Raw genomic sequence first — 16789 nt, forward strand, 5'->3', positions numbered from 1 at the left:
AGCTCCGTATACGGCATACCAACTCCCCAGTGTCTTGATGCTGATCTACTCCCTTATTGTGCAATCTCGATTATGAACTGGCACACTACTTGACCATTCATGCAGGAGGTCTATTGAGTACGAATCCAGGGAGAACATTTTCTCCGGATAAAGTAGTAGGTGATTGCAGCACTTCTACTTCTTGACCTTGGCGATAAATTTATACTTGCTTGGATTTGCGGTTAATTAACAAACCCAAAACAGTGCCATTGTCTCGATATTCTTTCATTTTCTCTTGAGCGACTTTCAAACTATCGCTTGGTGAAAGTAACTCAACTACAAAATCAGGACAAATGGGGGGGAATTTCTCTTTCTGCTGCTGAGTTAGCGCATCCCATCGTTCCAGTTTCACCCAAGCAGCATCAGGAGAACGATCCGCACCATTGGGGAGTTTGAAACCTGTTGATGAATCGAAAACTTTACCCAATCTATTTTGCTCGTTCCAAATCCAAAGTTGAGCAGTTAGTCCGGCGTTGCGATTTCCTGTTTCTCCCCCGGCGGGTGACATGATGATTAATTCTCCCGTAGCAGTGCGCTCAAATCTTAGATTTTCATTTACTTGGCAAAGCTGAAAAAATTGCTCGTCTGTCAGTTGAATAATTGGGTTTAGATTGAGGGTTAGGGCAGTCATTTCTCGATTTTGGATTTTAGATTTTGGATTATCTAAACCATGTAGAGACGCGATTAATCGCGTCTCTACAACATCCATACAAGGGTTTAGTCTACGACTATTCTATTCCTTCAATTCGGTCTTCAACCTCCTGATACAATTCGCGTAGCATTTGTAAGTTGCTTTCGCTGGTTTCCCAGTACCCGCGACCATTGACTTCGAGTAAGGTTGCGACAACTTTGCGGAAAGAGTGAGGATTGAGATTCATTAGCCGCTTCCGCATCTCTTCATCTTGGATAAACGTAGTATTTGTATCCTCGTAAATCCAGTTATCGACTGCACCAGCAGTTGCAGACCAACCCATCGTATTTACTAGGCGCTTCGAGAGTTCGCGGACACCTTCGTAACCGTGACTTAGCATCCCTTCGTACCACTTGGGATTGAGTAGTTTGGTACGGGCATCTAAGCGGACGGTTTCTGATAGCGTGCGGACTTGGGCGTTGGCGGTTGTAGTGTCAGCAATGTAGGATGCTGGCGTTTTGCCATCGCCGCGCAGAGTGGCGACAACCTTGGTGGGATCAGAGTCAAAGTAGTGAGACACATCCGTGAGACTAATCTCGGAAGAATCAAGATTTTGGAACGTCACTTCGGCGGTTTTCAGCGTTGCTTCAAAAATCTGACGCGACTGTTCCATTGTGCCTGGACTGTCGGAGGTAAAGGCAAAGGATTTGCGGCTGAGATACATATCTTGTAGCTCAGATTCGCTTTCCCAAGTGCTGTTTTCTACAGCCAGGTTGATATTAGAAGAATAAGAACCAGAGGCATTAGAGAAAACGCGAGTTGCCGCTTGACGCAGGTTGATGCCCATTTCCTCCGCCTGTAGTAAGGCGTGTTTGCGGACAAAGTTCATCGATAGGGGTTCATCGGCTTCTGCTGCCATCTTCACAGCTTGGTCGAGTAGGTTCATCTGGTTGATGAACAAGTCGCGGAAGACACCAGAACAGTTGATGACCACATCAACGCGGGGGCGTCCGAGTTCAGCCAGGGGAATCAGTTCCAGTTTGTTGACTCGTCCCAAAGCATCTGGCACGGGTTTAACGCCGACCATCCACATAATTTGGGCGAGAGATTCACCGTAGGTTTTGATGTTGTCGGTTCCCCAGAGAACGCAGGCAATGGTTTCGGGATAGGCACCTGTTTCCGCCCGTTGCCGTTCTAGCAGTCGGTCTACAACGACTTTGGCGGATTTGACTGCGGCTGCGGTGGGGATAGATTGGGGGTCGAGGGCGTGGATGTTTTTGCCTGTAGGCAGGACATCCGGGTTGCGGATAGGATCGCCACCTGGCCCCGGAAGGATGTATTCGCCTTCTAAGCCTTTGAGTAAGGCACCCAGTTCGTTATCGGCACAAACTTGTTGGAGGCAGAATTCCAAATACTCAAATAGAGGCTTAATCGCTTCTGGGTCAACTTTCGCATAGCCTGCTTTATGCAGGGACTCGATCCAAGGTTCCTTCTTGCCCATGTTGAAGAAGTTGAGCTTAGAAACGAGGGAAACGCGACCATCGGCGTCAGTTTGTTCTTTGACGAGGGCGGAAACAGCGGCACGAGTGGCAAGGGTGATGTCTTGCAACAGTTGGACATCTTCTAAGATGCCTTTGTCGTTGTTCTTATAGATGTCGTCAATGTCGCGTCCGATGCTGTTGGCGATGATGCGGGGAAGACTAAGAATTTCTTCTTCGTTGCGGTCGAGACTGGCGATATTGACCAAGGTCGCGATCGCTTCTTCTGCACTTGGCGGTTTCCCAACGACGTGCAAGCCACAAGGCAATAGCCGCGACTCAATTTCCATCAGTCGTCGGTACACCAAACCGACCAGGGTGTCCCGTTCCTCGCTGGTCATCTCCTTGGCGTCTTTCTCTGGCAGGGTGATATCTTTATCCAGATTCACCATGCGGGACTTATCTACGATCGTGTTAACAATCTGGATGCCGCGTCCCGTATCTTTGAGGGTTTGGTAAGAACCGATTAACTCGCTCAATTCCTGCAAACCCTTGTAGAGTCCAGCATTTTCAGCCGGGGGAGTTAAGTAGGAGATGGTTTCGGCGTAGCTGCGACGCTTGGCGATGGTGGCTTCGCTGGGGTTATTCGCCGCGTAGTAGTAGAGATTGGGAATGTTGCCAATCAAGTTATCGGGGTAACATTCGTTAGACATACCCATCTGCTTACCAGGCATGAATTCCAGCGATCCATGCGTACCGAAATGCAGCACGGCGTCGGCTTTCCAAATTCGCTCTAAATAGGTGTAATAAGCGGCAAAACCGTGATGGGGGCTGGCAGAACGGGAGAATAGCAACCGCATCGGATCGCCTTCGTAGCCAAAGGTCGGCTGGACGCCGATAAAGACGTTGCCGAAGTGTTTGCCGAAGATTAATAAATTCTGCCCGTCGCTGTTGAGATGTCCAGGCGGTTTGCCCCAGTTTTCTTCGAGCCGTTGAGAGTAAGGAGTTAAGTCTTCATACTCCGGCGTTGACATCCGATAGGCGATATTCAGTTCCGGAGTGCTGTACTGCGCTTGGGCATCGTGGATGACTTCTTGCATCAACGCCATCGCTGACTCTGGCAGTTCGGGGAGGTCGTAGCCGTTCTGCTTGAGGGCTTTCATCACCTCGTAGATGGAACCAAATACATCCAGATAAGCAGCAGTTCCGACGTTACCCTTGTCCGGTGGGAAACTGAAGACGGTGATAGCAACTTTCTTTTGGAGTTTTGGCTTGCGGCGCAGGTTTGCCCATTTTAAGGCGCGTTGAGCGATCGCTTCTATGCGATCTTGGAGGGCGATCGCTTTCCCAGTTGCTCCATCCCTTCCAGAAAGGATAATTGGCTCAATTGCTCCATCCAGTTCGGGAATGGCAATCTGCAATGCCACTTGCACCGGATGCAGCCCTAAATCGCTATTTTCCCACTCTTCCGTTGTTTGGAATACCAGCGGCAGTGCCACCATGTAGGGGCGATTCAGGCGTTTGAGCGTGTCAATTGCTTTGGGATGATCTTGTCTAGCAGGACCACCGACCAGGGCAAATCCGGTCAGGGATACCACCGTATCCACGATTGTCTGGTTGCCTTGGAGGAAGAAAGCCTCAACTGGCTTAGAAAAATCTAAACCGGAAGCAAAGACGGGAATTACCCGTGCGCCCATTGCTTCGAGTTCCTGCACCATCGCTACATAATGGGCATCGTCGCCAGTGACGAGGTGAGTGCGTTGCAGCACTAAGCCCACACAAGGAGCAAGGGGATCTTTGAGATCGACAGGAATATCGTTGCGGCTGTTGTACCAGTTGAAATATTCCTTGACATCCTCAAACATCTGCGGTGCCAAGGGGTGCCAGATCCCCATATCAACATAGGTGACGGGGTCTTTGTATTGGAAAGACGAACCACGGCGCGTCTCTACACCCTTGAGAACGTATCTATCCGCCAGCATCAGCAGGAAGTTCTCCAGGTTTTCTGAGGAACCGCCGAGCCAATATTGGAAGCTGAGCATGAAGTTTCGAGCATCCTGCGCTTTGTCCATTGGCAGGTATTTCAGAACTTTGGGCAAAGTTTGCAGCAGCTTCAGCATCCCATCCTGGAAGCCGCTACCGGATTTTTCTTTGCGCTTCCGCATGAATTGGGCGATCGCGCTCTTAGATTGCCCCAGCTGGGCCATCGAGAAGCTGCCCATTTTGTTCAGGCGCATCACTTGCGGCATCGACGGGAAGACGACAGCGACATCCAGCGCGTCGCGGTGGGGTTCTACTGCCGCAACAACTTTATCGGCTAAGTCTTCAATAAAAATCAGGGAAGCGATAAAGATATTGGCACCCGCAACTTCTCGCTTAAAACCCTCGTAGTTTTCCGGGTCGCGCAGTTCTTCAAGCAGATAGCCGCTAATTTCGATGGCTAAGCCGGGATGGTTCTCGTTAATTGAGCGAACCGCTCCTGAAAGGGCACTCTGGTACTGTGGCTCCAGCACGACATAGACCACCTTGAGTAGCGATCGCCCCCGCAGGTTGTCCGGGGCAATGTGGCGAATGGTGGACTTGACGTGAGTGAACATTCGCGTAGGCTCCAAATGATAACGTGTTCTCTTATTTTGGAAGGCAGAATTAAAGATACAGAAGTCTGAGGCGATCGCTCATCTTTCTGAATTCTGGGTTCTGATGATTGATTGGCTTATGAAGTGTTTTTACCAAAAAATGCTTACCCAGTGAGGGGTTTGGGCATTATCTGACACAATTCGATAAAAACTTCGCAACAATTTTTTATATTTATTGACAAATTTGAAAGTGATTACTCATTGTTTTGCAAATAAGTATTAAGTTTTGGGGAAATGGGAATGCCAATATCGGACATCTTGATTCTTTCCAATGGCCCTGGGGAGTTAGCCACCTGGGTTCGTCCTGTCGTGAAGGCTTTACGGGAACAACTCGGAGATGACCGTTCAGCAGTGCGGATCTCGGTCGTTCTGTCTCCTTGTCCCAACGCGAGTGGTAAAGAAGCGGAAATTGCCCAGTCGTACCCGGAAGTTGACCGCGTCCAGGGGGCAGGGAATTTCTGGGAGTTCTTGCTGTGGGGAAAGACGTCAGAAAACTGGGACTGGCGCGATCGCGGTGTGGTTCTGTTTCTCGGTGGAGATCAAATCTTTCCCGTCGTCATTGGCAGACGCTTGGGTTATCGCACAGTTATTTATGCGGAGTGGGACGCCCGTTGGCACAGTTTGATTGACCGATTTGGCGTCATGAAACCGGAACTCGTCGCCCGCATTCCCAAGAAATATGCCTACAAGTTCACGGTTGTCGGGGATTTAATGACAGAAGCGGGAGAGTTAAACACTAAAAATGAAAAATTAGAAATTTCAGAGGCAATCTATTCTGGTGAAACGATTGGGTTATTGCCTGGGTCGAAACCAGCAAAACTTGCTCAAGGAGTACCTTTGTGTTTAGCGATCGCAGAATGCATCTATGCTAACCGTCCCCAAACCCGCTTTGTGATCCCCGTCGCGCCGACTTTGGATCTCAAAACTTTAGCTGGATTTGCCGATTCTAGGCAAAATCCAGTGATTGAGTTAGTAAAAGGCGCAACAGCAGAACTCATAACTCCCGATTTGCCAGAACTTCCGTATTTAAAAACAGCAGCGGGAGTGCGAATAGAACTTTGGACGCGATCGCCAGCTTATGACTTACTATCCCAATGTTCTCTGTGTTTTACGACTGTGGGAGCCAATACTGCTGAACTCGCTGCCTTAGCCGTCCCAATGATTGTCTTATTGCCGACTCAACAACTGGATGCGATGCGAAGCTGGGATGGATTGCCGGGATTACTGGCAAATTTGCCAGTCTTTGGTTCTGGTTTTGCTAAAGCAATCAACTGGATCATCATGCAACAAGTCATGAGAAAAGGGCATTTATATGCTTGGCCCAATATTTGGGCAAAAACGCAGGTAGTTCCAGAATTAGTCGGTAAACTCCAAGCGACAGAGGTTGCAGAATTGGCTTTGGACTATTTAAATCATCCTGAAAAATTGCAGGAAATGCGCGATCGCCTCCGCAGCATTCGAGGTGAAGCGGGTGCTGCCCAAAAACTGGCAAAGCTAGTCTGTGAGGAGTTAGAAATGCAAAATGCTTGATTTTTAAGCGCTACGACGCCCCAGTTCGTAGATCCCGCAACCGACACAAGCAAGCATTCCCATACTGATTGCCCAGCTGCGCCCTAAGCCAAGTTCTACCCCATAATTGCAAATCGCGCCAATTAAGAAAAAAGGCACAATGCTGAAAATAGAAGCATAAAAGGCATTTTGAGCTTCTCTACCCTTGCGGGTTCTTTCAAACTCTTCCTGTGAAGTGTAGAGCGATCGCTCAGCGAAGTTAAACCAGCGATTAATTTGCTCCATCACCCATTCGCTGACCGGAGAGCAACCGAGATATAAAGCCAGCGACCATAGACCTGCACCTGCGATCGCGGTCGCATTTAGCTCGAATCTAAACGGTAGAATTTCAATCAGCATGGGTTTTACAACACTATAGTAGTTACTCTTCAGGGATTTTAACAAAAGTCAAGAATCTGTGAATACAGGTTGTTCCTCACTGCCTAAAAAAGTTGTGAGGTGCCGACAATTTCCACCCTGGGACAGACCCCAGCTCAAAGCTTGACTGCCAAACTTGACACGGCAGCAATCTAAAGTAACATCTTTCGGTTAATTGGCTGCGTAGATAAGCACCACAGTTCTCGGTTATCGATCTTAATTCGGGCAAACGAAGAGTAAAGCAATGCAGCAAGGGTCCGTACCACAAAACCTTCAAAACCGCTTTCTCCATCCAAGACGATTTCTATTTTTATTAGGGCTGCCTTTAGCCTGGTTAATGCCAGCAGTAGAATTACAGCCAAAATCAGTTGAGGCATTGGAAGTTAGAGCAAGTTCGGCATTAACTGGCAATAGTTGGCAAGGGGCATCTTTCCCAGTTGAAAATTTTCAAGGCTATACTTCTGCATTTGGCTACCGTCGCTCTCCTTCTGGTTCTGGGGGTTTGGAATTCCATCGGGGCTTAGACATTGCTGCACCTGAAGGAAGTTACATTCGTAACTGGTGGGCAGGGAAAGTCGTGAAAGTCTCACAAGATAGACTTTGCGGCACCTCAATTACTGTGGAGTCCGGTGCGTGGCGTCACGTCTACTGTCACATGAAAGGGAGCGTGGAAACCGCCAATGGCGGTCGTTATTTCATCGATCGCAGCGGGGGTCTTGTAGTTTGGGAAGGGCAACAAGTGCCAGCAGGTGCCCGGATTGGTCGGGTAGGGATGACTGGGCGCACTACTGGCCCTCATCTCCACTGGGGATTAAAGTATGGCGATAACTATGTAGATCCGGCTCAGGTTCTTAAAGCAATGTATGCTCAACAACCCGGTAATGTTCGGCAAGTTGGGCAACGTTTGCTTCAACCGTCTAGAAGTCAGACATCATGGTGGAAACGTCAGGGGCAACGAACGATTGATTATTGATCGACTTGACAACATTTTCTTAGGCTCAATCCTTCTTACCTAAGACAAAAGCAATTCAAGGACTGGGTGCAATACATCAGTAGGGACATGGCAATGCCATGTCCCTACTTGTTAGAAACCGCAATATACTGCACTCAACTGAGAAACGTTATACAGGAACGCCCCGAAGATTGGCAGGCTCAAATCTTAGCAATAAAAGAACCCGTTTTTTTCAGGAAAACGAGTTCTTTTATAGAAGTGTTCTGTTTAAAGAACAAGCACTTTTAATTAAGGTAATTAAGGAAGTGCTACCTCTTTCTTAGGCACTTGGGCGCGTTCAGTTACAATTTGACGAAAGCGATCGCCCTCAATCGTTTCTTGGTCTAACAAAAGATCTACCAGATAGTCTACCAAGACTCGGTTTTCCAAAATCAGCCGACAAGCTTCCCGATAGCAATGCTCAACAATTGTTCTGACTTGGGTATCAATGCGAGTCGCTATTTCTTCAGAATACTCGCTACGGCTCCCCCAATCGCGCCCTAAGAATACTTCCCCATTCGGAGTTTCCAACGACAGCGGCCCCAAATCGGACATTCCAAAGCGCGTGACCATCTGCCGCGCCAGCGATGTCACTTTCTCTAAGTCATTCCAAGCACCCGTTGTTACTTCGTCGTCGCCAAAAATGACTTCTTCCGCTGCACGTCCGCCCAAAATTCCGGTAATTCGAGCTAGCAGCTGCGATCGCGAAAACAAACCCTGCTCTTCACCCGGAGTATACCAGGTCAGTCCTCGTGCTTGACCCCGTGGTACAAGGGTGACTTTCTGCACCGCATCGTGACCGGGTAACAGAGTGCCGATCACAGCATGACCGATTTCGTGATAGGCAATTAATCGCTTGTTCTTGCTATCCACCAGCGGCGTGCCTTCCATCCCCGCTACCACCCGGTCAACGGCGTCGTTGATTTCTAGCTCTGTAATCGCGTCTTTCCGCCGTCTGGCAGTCAAAATGGCAGCTTCGTTGAGTAAGTTCGCTAAGTCAGCACCTGTAAAGCCTGGAGTCCGACGAGCAATGTTTTCCAGCGAGACTTCGGGAGCGATTTTCTTATTCCGCGCATGAACTTCCAGAACCGCAAGGCGTCCCTTCAGATCCGGTGCATCCACCATCACTTGTCGGTCAAAACGTCCCGGACGCAACAGCGCCGAATCCAGAACATCGGGACGGTTGGTCGCGGCGATGATAATAATTCCGGTATTCCCTTCAAACCCGTCCATTTCTGTCAAGAGCTGGTTGAGGGTTTGTTCCCTCTCGTCGTTTCCGCCGCCGATACCTGCGCCTCTTTGCCGTCCGACGGCGTCGATTTCATCGATGAAGATTAAGCAGGGAGCGTTTTCTTTGGCTTTTTTGAATAAGTCGCGGACGCGGGATGCACCGACGCCGACGAACATCTCCACAAATTCCGAGCCGGAGATGCTGAAGAAGGGAACCCCGGCTTCCCCTGCGATCGCTTTAGCGAGTAATGTTTTCCCGGTTCCTGGAGGGCCAATTAACAGGACGCCTTTGGGAATTTTCGCACCTACGGCGGTGAATTTCTCTGGGAGTTTGAGGAAGGTGACGACTTCTTCAAGTTCTTCTTTGGCTTCTTCGATTCCGGCGACGTCGTCAAATTTGACGCCGGTTTTGGCTTCCATCTGAAATCTGGCTCTTGATTTCCCGAAGTTCATGGCTTGCCCAGAGGCATTACTAGAACGACGGAAAATAAACATTAATACTCCCAGTAAGAAGAAGAGTAATAGTAAGTTTGCCGCTACTCCCACCGCTGCGGTGTTATCGGTCGAAGGTTGTACATCAAGTTCGACATTTTTGTCGCGGAGTTGTTCGATCAATTCTGGGTTTTGCTCTAGAAGCATTACCTCTTGCGGCGGATCGGTTGGCTTTTGCCCCGTTAATCTAACCTTAGCCATCCGGGTGGCTGGGTCAATTTCCACTTTGGTGACTTGGTTTGCCTCAAGTTTCTGCAATAAATCGCCATAGGTGAGGGTGTTCTGCTCTGCCTTGGCGAGGGCAGGAGGACTCAGCAGCATCCCCTGGAAAATCATCAAACTGGCGGCGATCTGCCAGAAGCGTCGTGGCGCTGGTTTAACGGAATCTTTAGACCTTTTTGCCGGTCGATCCCCTATCCATGCTTCGATCCCAGAATTATTGTTCATAACTATTGCCCTTTCCCTGCTGCTTTGACTCAACCCCTAGGTTGCTGGATTTCCAGAGGAATCTGCCTAAATCAGGAGTTGAGCAGACCTTTCCATCTTCTAGTTTAACTGTCTCGATTCCAGCCTTGCCGAGAATCGGTTTGCTGGTTTTGGCTGCTTTGTTGACGAAGTTGGGTGGAACTTGTTATCTTAAACGTATTCATAACGAGTACGCTTTAATATTAGCGTAAATTTATCTACCGATGTCTCGGTGACAGGTGATTGCCTAAAATTAACTATTTTTGCGGTTACTAAAGCTTGTTTTCATCTTCATGGAGGATTGATATGGTCAAAATTGTGGGAATTGGCGGGAGTTTACGGGCTGAATCTCAAAGTCAGCTGGCTCTAAATTTGGCAGCTTTGCGAATGCGATCGCTTGGTGCTGAGGTAGAAGTTCTTGATTTGCGGCTAATGAATCTGCCTTTTTGTAACGGGGAAAAGGAATTTCCAGACTTTCCAGATGTTGCAAAGATGCGGAAAGCCGTCGCTGATGCAGATGGCTTAATTTTGGCAACCCCTGAATATCATGGTAGTGTCAGTGGTGTGCTGAAAAATGCCTTAGATTTAATGAGCTTTGACCAGCTAAGCGATAAAGTTGCAGGTTTAATTAGTGTCTTGGGAGGTCAGTCAAATAGTAACGCTCTCAACGATCTGCGGGTGATTATGCGCTGGGTTCATGCTTGGGTAATTCCGGAACAAATTGCCATTGGACAAGCTTGGAAAGCGTTTGATGCTAATGGGAACTTGCTGGATGATAAACTTTCTGAGCGCTTTGATGAGTTTGCTAAAAGTTTAGTAGAAAATACCCAAAAACTGAGAAAGGCTGCCTAGTTTTCGGCTTCAATTGGGGAAGTTTTAACGCAAAGGTCCGCCAAGGAAATCGCAAAGGTACGCAGAGATGATTTTTCTTTGCGTATCTTTGCTTTATTCCTTTGTGGTTCTAAGCGTTAAAAAACACCCAATTATTTAATGATGGTGGTGATCGTGGTCGTGGTGATGACCGTGGTCATGGTGATGATGACCGTGATCGTGGTGGTCGTGGGTATGAGCCGCTTGCATCGCCGCCATCTGAGGATTAACGGAAAGAGCTTGTTCTGAAAATAAAGCTTCAATCTGAGGATGCGCCCATTCTGCTGCCATCTTTAAAAATTCTGGATGGTCGTTGACGCACTCCATTTGCACGTAAGTCACTTCAGGATGCCGACGCCGTAAGCTATGCAGGATGTGGTCTACATCTAGCAGAGTTTCGTGATTCTCGGTCGCAAAGCCGATTGGCATGAAAACGACGGAGGTAGCACCCAGCAGAATTAGATTTTCAGCAGCTTGGGTGGCATTGGGTTGAGTCCATTCAATCAGAGGCGTGTCATGGTTGAGCCAACCCACTGAAATCAGCGGATATTTATTGATCAGGTTCTCTCTAACTCTCTCGTAGAGTGCCTCACTTTCAGTGATGCCGGAGGTAAATCCTTTGGCTTTGTGAGGGCAACCGTGGTTCATCAACACGATTGCAGTTTGGGAGGGTAGGTGCGCGACTGCTAAATCGCGAGCAATTTTCTCTTCTACCAGACGCGCTAACAACTCAATGTAGGCGGGTTCGTTGTAGAAGGAGGGAATATAGCGCTGTCCCTTAATCCAATGTTCGCTACCGTCAGAGAGTTTGGAAAGGGCGTTATTTACTTGCTCGACCGCAATCCCGCTGGTAAAGATAGAATCTACTACTAAGAGCGGGTAGATCAGCAGTTTGTCAAAACCCTGCTCTTTGATTTCAGCAAGAACCTGTTCGGGAAGGAAGGGAGCGCAGAAGTTAAAGGCTTTGAAAACTTTAACGCGATCGCCCCATTTTTCTTGTAGATTTTTTTCTATCCCCGCTCGTTGCTGTTCAAAAATTGCATTGTGGGGGGAAATAAAATGATCGTGCTGGTGGTTCCACTCGTGCAGGTCAAAGATTGCCAAAAGCTTTGCGAGTGGTGGATAAATCCACGTCGGTACCGGCGCAAACTTAGCGGTGAGTAGATTTAAAGCTTGTTCGTTATAGTTGGCAAAGTCGTCGTAGCTTTCTACTTCGCCATAGCCCATCAGCAATACGGCTACGCGGTCGTTACCAGTGGCTGAATCGTTATTTTGTTGAAGTTTTTCTGGGGTGGCTACCAAGTCGCGTTCCTCAACTTGAATGGTGTCTACATCAGAGTGGAAACTGGGGCGATCGCGTTGTCGTACAGATTCAATCCCCTCAAAGCACCACTCCTTTTTTAGGTTAACATCCCCTATGGGGGGATTAAGGTAAAAAATTTAGTAGTTAGATAATATTGCAGCGAGTTTTGAGGCGCGATTCATCCATCCAATGATTGATACAAGTCAGGAGCGAGCGATCGGGGGAAGAGCTGCATCTAGTAGCATACGCTAACGCGATCGCGTCCTTGCGCCTTCGCTTTGTAAAGTGCCGCATCCGCCGCATGAATGACTGCCTCTCCCGTATTGCCGTAAATCGGGAATTTTTGTTTTTGTAAAGTTTCGTACAGCGATATAATTGGCTAGCGCTAAGGCAAGATTTTCTGCGACTGTCACTGGTTATACCCCAGCGCACATTAAATTCTGGATCTACCCATTCAATCGCTTGATAGCCGCTGAAGTGCTGAATATTAAGCGTTGCATCTGCTTCCCAATTTTGCTGAGATGGCTTCCCCGCATTTTCCCAGCGCTTTGCCATGCGAACCTGCTAGAGACACAACCCCGCAATCGAAACCCCAATACCAACAAGGAAAGGCAGCCGTCGCGACGCCACCGCATATCCTCTGTAAACGAACAGTCTCAAGGGCATACACTTAGCGATCGCTAGATTTCGCTGAAGCGCTGTTATCTTCTTGTGTCTCATTTGCTAAATGTTTCCTGAATCCAACAGAACGTGTTGGGATTGTGTTCAGGAATTTTGCCACTGTCACGTACAGTCACCCTGTTTTTTCACTTCTTGTCACATACATTTCTTGTCAAATAATAAGTGCAACATAATAGCGACAGGCAGTTTATGTCTTTAGCTAAAGCGCGTAAGTCCAAATTTACTAATCATTAAAATTATAGATTCTGCTGGGAACCCGCTAACAACTAGATGCACCGTGAATTGAAACCTTTAAAGGTCTTTCTAAGATTTTTTATATCTGAAGATCGATGTTTTATTTGTAAGATATTTTCATAATTCAACTGATGCTCGTCATCATTTGCCCCTAACCCTTAGAAATGATGAGCGTCATTATTTGCCCAGGTATCCACGATCCAGCACTAACCCAGAGTTTTCTGGAAGAATTACAGCCAAAAAAGAGAGAGAACCTGTTGATTTTTCCGGTTCAAGAATTCGCCGCTTACTCAGCAGCGGATATTTACAATTATTTGTGCGTAAATCTTAGTCCGCCTAGCTCCCAAGCATCACCCGTAATCTTTATTAGCTTCAGTGCGGGTGTTGTGGGGGCAATTGGAGCGGCTTGGCTGTGGCAGCTATCAGGAGGAACGGTTAAAGCTTTGATTGCGCTAGATGGCTGGGGTATGCCTTTGTCTGGTAACTTTCCCATCCATCGACTCAGTCACGATTACTTTACACACTGGAGTTCAGCGGTACTGGGAAGTGGCGAAGAGAGTTTCTATGCCGATCCGCCAGTAGAGCATTTAGAATTATGGCGATCGCCTCAAACTGCACAAGGTTGGTGGGTAAGTTCAGTAAAGGGAAAAGCGGAAACGCGAACCTACACCACAGCCGCTGAGTTTTTAGCCAGTCTGTTGCAGCGTTACGAGAATGGATAATATCGAATCTGGTTGATGACCCACAAATACGAAAAAACCCCACCCTGCCATCGCCTGCGGCTAAAGTGGCTTTTGAGCAGGTAAGCCGACAGTGCGCGGAAATTCCCTCGGCGTGGGTGCCACTTTGCGGAGATAAAGACAGTGGCGATCGCTATGACTACAAGGAGTCGTAAACCCTCCTATCGACTCAATGACACCACCCAATTGCACAAGCGCTGGTTGTAGAGCATTGGTTTCTTCTTCTGTCCACTGTCCTCGATAGAGGATGGCTAAGCCACCGGGTTTTAGTAACGGGAGGGCATATTCTGCACAGACAGATGCTGTGGCGACGGCTCTCACCAGTGCCAAGTCGTAAGAAGCTCGATGCTGGGGATGTTGACCAATTTCTTCGGCTCTACCAGTCAAAGTAGCAGCATTTTGAATCCCCATCTGGTCGATCAGAGTTTCTAAAAACGCGATTTTTTTGCGCGTGGCATCCAGTAAAGTGACGGTGCAATGGCTGAGGGCGATCGCAATGGGAATCCCCGGAAATCCTCCTCCAGTTCCAATATCGATAGCGCGTTCGACGGAGGGAAAAGACAAGTGATCGCTTGTCCCTTCCGAATGGGAGGATAGCAGGGGTGCAATTCCTCGCAGAGAATCCCACAGATGTTTTTCCCAAAACTCTGTCGGTTCGGTGATGCGAGTTAAATTTAGCTGGCGGTTTCCTGCCAAAATTAGCTTGTAAAGGCGCTGAAATTGTTGCATCTGTTCGGCTTCCGGCTGCCAGCCTAATGTTTGCTGCCAGATATCTGCCATTTCCGGCAATATTAGCGTCTCAATCTCACCCATGACCGCCAACCTTCAACTTTTTAAATTTGTGAATTACCCTTCGGGAAAGGGTTCGCCCTACAACCGTCCAAACCCCTTTAAGCTGCTGGTTGCGGCTCAATCACTTTGGCTTCTAATGATGCTGGCTCCACCGAGTGCAACTCTCCGTGGTTAATTGTCCAGCATCGATCGGCGATCGCTAACAAATCACCCGCATCGTGAGTGACAACCAACAGCGTCCAATGGGTTTTGAGTTTTGCTAATAAACTCACTAGCTGACGCCGCATTGACCAATCTAGCCCAGCGGTGGGTTCATCCAACAACAGTAAATGAGGTTGGCGAATTAACTGCACTGCTAGAGCAAGGCGTCGCTGTTGACCTCCACTCAAGGAATGCGGTGAGGTATGCAACGGCAGATGTGCCAGATTTACTTCTTGCAGAGCTTCCGTGACTTTTTCCGATCCCAACTCTGGATGCCCCATCCGCAGTTCTTCTAAAATTGTCCCGCCACAAAAATGCCGCTCTGGAAATTGAAACACTAATCCTCCCAACTGTTGCAGATGTTCGGGAGTCAGTTCTTGGTCTCGCCAATAGAGGGCACCATCCGTTTTTTCCGCCAGACCTGCGAGAATTTCTAAAAATGTGCTTTTGCCAGAGCCACTTGGGCCAATGACAAGACCCAGATTGTTCGGTGCCAGTTCTAAATTAAGGGCTTTTAGAATCGCAGTAGGGGCAGCCGGGGGGTGATAAGTCAGGTTTTTGAGATAGAGCATTAATTACCCAAATAGAAAATAGAAAGCGAACTCGTCAAGGCATCCAGTTGGGAACAAAAAAGCCTTCTTTAATTTTGACTTAAATTATTCGGCACAGGAAAAACTGAACGAAACCTGTTTTTGAGCAAAACAAATTTTATCCGCGATTCCGGATCTCTTTATTTCTACTTTTATCCTTGGCATTTAAAAAAAATTAACTAAATTTTTCCGGAACCTGGAATTTAGTAAAGGCGTCAAACGCATTTAACTCTCTTTATCTAGAAGTGACTAATTATACACTTGTTGTTTCTAAATGTTGAGCCGAAGGGCGATGGTAACAGAATATTTTCTGGCGTTACTAGATAGCATTTAACATTGGAGACAGCATTCACTCAAGCGTAAGGTTTTGTGAGGATGACGATAATGGATCGATTTTCGGTTCCGAAGCAGATTGTTTCTGCGATCGCAAATACACCCGCGATTTGCTCTAAGCCTTTGATCGCGCCAGCGTCTGCACGTTTTGCTCTGCTCGCATCGCTGATGGCAGTCAGCGTTTGGTCTAGCCCTAGTCTAGCGGATGACCCTTTTCGCTCTAGCAATCCTCGGAATATCGGAGACAGTACAGAAGCTGCTTTCAAGGCAATCTTTGAAAAGGGAAACTATCTAGAAGCAAAGCGTTACCTACAGCAAGCGGAAACGCAGGAACCCAACGAACCCCTAGCATACGCAATGAAGGCGTCTCTCACCTACTCCTCTATCGACTGGAAAGGGGAAAGTGCGGAGAGCAAGCAACAAAAACAAGCTTTGTTAGATGAGTTTAAATTATACGCGGACAAGACGCTGCAAACGGCTGAGAAGCTCACAGCAAGCGATCCCTTGCGGGGAAATCTCTACACCGCAGTAGGTCATTTTTTACAAGGCGCTCATACGATTGCGATCGCGAATCGAGATGCAATCAAAAGTGGCCCGCAAGCTTTGAGTAAATTGCAGCAGGTATTTGAATACCTCGATAAAGCTGAAAAGGTAGCACCTGATGACGCAGAACTCAACTTGCTCAAGGGGTATATGGATTTGATGATTGCGGTGAATTTGCCATTTTCTAACCCCAATCAAGCGATTGAACGCTTAGAAAAAGCAAGTCCATCTTATTTGGCTTATCGAGGAATTGCCGTCGGCTATCGGGACTTGAAGAAGTACGATAAGGCGTGGGAATTTGCGGAGAAGGCAAGTCAAATCACGCCAAATAACCCAGAATTGTTCTATCTCAAGGGGCAGATCCTGGTTGAGCAAGGGAAGAAGAAAAACAATAACCAAGATTTGATCAAGCGAGCGGTGGAGAATTTTGACAAAGCGATCGCAAAAGAAGCCCAACTCCCGGCGAACGTCGTTAAACAGCTGAAGCGAGAACGCGATAAAGCACAACGCCGGATTACGGGAGGATAAAGCCTAAAAGGATGAAGTATAAACGATAGGATGAAAGAAAGGATGAAATGAGTTTGCGGTTCCAAAACAATGGATTGAAGCCGATT

General features: G+C 47.9%; 12 protein-coding genes and 1 pseudogene. 5 read left to right on the plus strand and 8 right to left on the minus strand.

Annotated features, from left to right (window positions below; all coding sequences use genetic code 11):
• Positions 1-97: 97 nt before the first annotated feature.
• Together NDA03_RS25850 and NDA03_RS25855 are read right to left on the minus strand one after the other, a co-directional pair.
• A pseudogene (locus NDA03_RS25850) lies at positions 98-670 on the minus strand (Uma2 family endonuclease).
• A 97-nt stretch (positions 671-767) separates the two neighbouring features.
• Positions 768-4745 carry a magnesium chelatase subunit H gene (locus NDA03_RS25855; RefSeq protein WP_348239555.1) on the minus strand — a complete coding sequence of 1326 codons (3978 nt, stop codon included), beginning with the start codon at positions 4743-4745 and terminating at the stop codon, positions 768-770.
• Positions 4746-5024: 279 nt separating this feature from the next.
• Between NDA03_RS25855 and NDA03_RS25860 the strand changes: the two genes are divergently transcribed.
• Positions 5025-6314, plus strand: coding sequence for a lipid-A-disaccharide synthase (locus NDA03_RS25860; RefSeq protein WP_348239556.1), 1290 nt, complete (start codon positions 5025-5027; stop codon positions 6312-6314).
• Positions 6315-6317: 3 nt separating this feature from the next.
• On the opposite strand, the gene NDA03_RS25865 is transcribed toward NDA03_RS25860, so the two are convergent.
• A complete protein-coding gene (locus NDA03_RS25865; protein ID WP_190675239.1) occupies positions 6318-6692 on the minus strand; it encodes a hypothetical protein in 375 nt (124 codons plus the stop codon).
• Between the two features lie 355 nt (positions 6693-7047).
• On the opposite strand from NDA03_RS25865, the gene NDA03_RS25870 reads away from it, so the two are divergent.
• On the plus strand, positions 7048-7683 hold the full coding sequence (locus NDA03_RS25870; RefSeq protein ID WP_347275884.1) for a M23 family metallopeptidase: 636 nt from the start codon (positions 7048-7050) through the stop codon (positions 7681-7683).
• 276 nt (positions 7684-7959) lie between these two features.
• Here the strand turns inward: NDA03_RS25870 and ftsH are convergent, their stop codons facing one another.
• Positions 7960-9870, minus strand: a complete 1911-nt coding sequence (gene ftsH / locus NDA03_RS25875; protein ID WP_348239557.1) for an ATP-dependent zinc metalloprotease FtsH — start codon at positions 9868-9870, stop codon at positions 7960-7962.
• A 324-nt stretch (positions 9871-10194) separates the two neighbouring features.
• Between ftsH and NDA03_RS25880 the strand changes: the two genes are divergently transcribed.
• Entirely contained in the window at positions 10195-10740 is a 546-nt protein-coding gene (locus NDA03_RS25880; protein WP_348239558.1) for an NADPH-dependent FMN reductase, read from the plus strand.
• Between the two features lie 135 nt (positions 10741-10875).
• On the opposite strand, the gene NDA03_RS25885 is transcribed toward NDA03_RS25880, so the two are convergent.
• Both NDA03_RS25885 and NDA03_RS25890 read right to left on the minus strand, forming a co-directional pair.
• On the minus strand, positions 10876-12060 hold the full coding sequence (locus tag NDA03_RS25885) for a ferrochelatase (RefSeq protein ID WP_190987230.1): 1185 nt from the start codon (positions 12058-12060) through the stop codon (positions 10876-10878).
• Positions 12061-12205: 145 nt separating this feature from the next.
• A complete protein-coding gene (locus tag NDA03_RS25890) occupies positions 12206-12616 on the minus strand; it encodes a hypothetical protein (RefSeq protein WP_190681983.1) in 411 nt (136 codons plus the stop codon).
• Between the two features lie 527 nt (positions 12617-13143).
• Here NDA03_RS25890 and NDA03_RS25895 point away from each other — a divergent pair.
• The gene (locus tag NDA03_RS25895; protein WP_190675272.1) at positions 13144-13698 is read left to right on the plus strand and encodes a hypothetical protein; all 555 of its coding nucleotides are present in this window, start codon (positions 13144-13146) and stop codon (positions 13696-13698) included.
• Positions 13699-13758: 60 nt separating this feature from the next.
• Here the strand turns inward: NDA03_RS25895 and rsmG are convergent, their stop codons facing one another.
• Together rsmG and NDA03_RS25905 are read right to left on the minus strand one after the other, a co-directional pair.
• On the minus strand, positions 13759-14529 hold the full coding sequence (gene rsmG, locus NDA03_RS25900; RefSeq protein WP_348239559.1) for a 16S rRNA (guanine(527)-N(7))-methyltransferase RsmG: 771 nt from the start codon (positions 14527-14529) through the stop codon (positions 13759-13761).
• A gap of 77 nt (positions 14530-14606) precedes the next feature.
• Positions 14607-15281: an ABC transporter ATP-binding protein gene (locus NDA03_RS25905; protein ID WP_190685948.1), complete on the minus strand. Its 675-nt coding sequence runs from the start codon at positions 15279-15281 to the stop codon at positions 14607-14609.
• 519 nt (positions 15282-15800) lie between these two features.
• On the opposite strand from NDA03_RS25905, the gene NDA03_RS25910 reads away from it, so the two are divergent.
• Positions 15801-16703: a Sll0314/Alr1548 family TPR repeat-containing protein gene (locus NDA03_RS25910; protein WP_190416001.1), complete on the plus strand. Its 903-nt coding sequence runs from the start codon at positions 15801-15803 to the stop codon at positions 16701-16703.
• Positions 16704-16789: the final 86 nt, after the last annotated feature.

This window comes from Trichocoleus sp. Lan, from assembly GCF_039961855.1.
GTDB lineage: Bacteria > Cyanobacteriota > Cyanobacteriia > Cyanobacteriales > FACHB-T130 > FACHB-T130.

What these genes read in the sequence shown, in the direction of transcription:
- NDA03_RS25855 (WP_348239555.1), bottom strand. Translation starts at nt 4,745, where the DNA reads ATGTTCACTCACGTCAAGTCCACCATTCGCCACATTGCCCCGGACAAC.
- NDA03_RS25860 (WP_348239556.1), top strand. Translation starts at nt 5,025, where the DNA reads ATGCCAATATCGGACATCTTGATTCTTTCCAATGGCCCTGGGGAGTTA.
- NDA03_RS25865 (WP_190675239.1), bottom strand. Translation starts at nt 6,692, where the DNA reads ATGCTGATTGAAATTCTACCGTTTAGATTCGAGCTAAATGCGACCGCG.
- NDA03_RS25870 (WP_347275884.1), top strand. Translation starts at nt 7,048, where the DNA reads ATGCCAGCAGTAGAATTACAGCCAAAATCAGTTGAGGCATTGGAAGTT.
- ftsH (WP_348239557.1), bottom strand. Translation starts at nt 9,870, where the DNA reads ATGAACAATAATTCTGGGATCGAAGCATGGATAGGGGATCGACCGGCA.
- NDA03_RS25880 (WP_348239558.1), top strand. Translation starts at nt 10,195, where the DNA reads ATGGTCAAAATTGTGGGAATTGGCGGGAGTTTACGGGCTGAATCTCAA.
- NDA03_RS25890 (WP_190681983.1), bottom strand. Translation starts at nt 12,616, where the DNA reads ATGGCAAAGCGCTGGGAAAATGCGGGGAAGCCATCTCAGCAAAATTGG.
- NDA03_RS25895 (WP_190675272.1), top strand. Translation starts at nt 13,144, where the DNA reads ATGAGCGTCATTATTTGCCCAGGTATCCACGATCCAGCACTAACCCAG.
- rsmG (WP_348239559.1), bottom strand. Translation starts at nt 14,529, where the DNA reads ATGGGTGAGATTGAGACGCTAATATTGCCGGAAATGGCAGATATCTGG.
- NDA03_RS25905 (WP_190685948.1), bottom strand. Translation starts at nt 15,281, where the DNA reads ATGCTCTATCTCAAAAACCTGACTTATCACCCCCCGGCTGCCCCTACT.
- NDA03_RS25910 (WP_190416001.1), top strand. Translation starts at nt 15,801, where the DNA reads ATGGCAGTCAGCGTTTGGTCTAGCCCTAGTCTAGCGGATGACCCTTTT.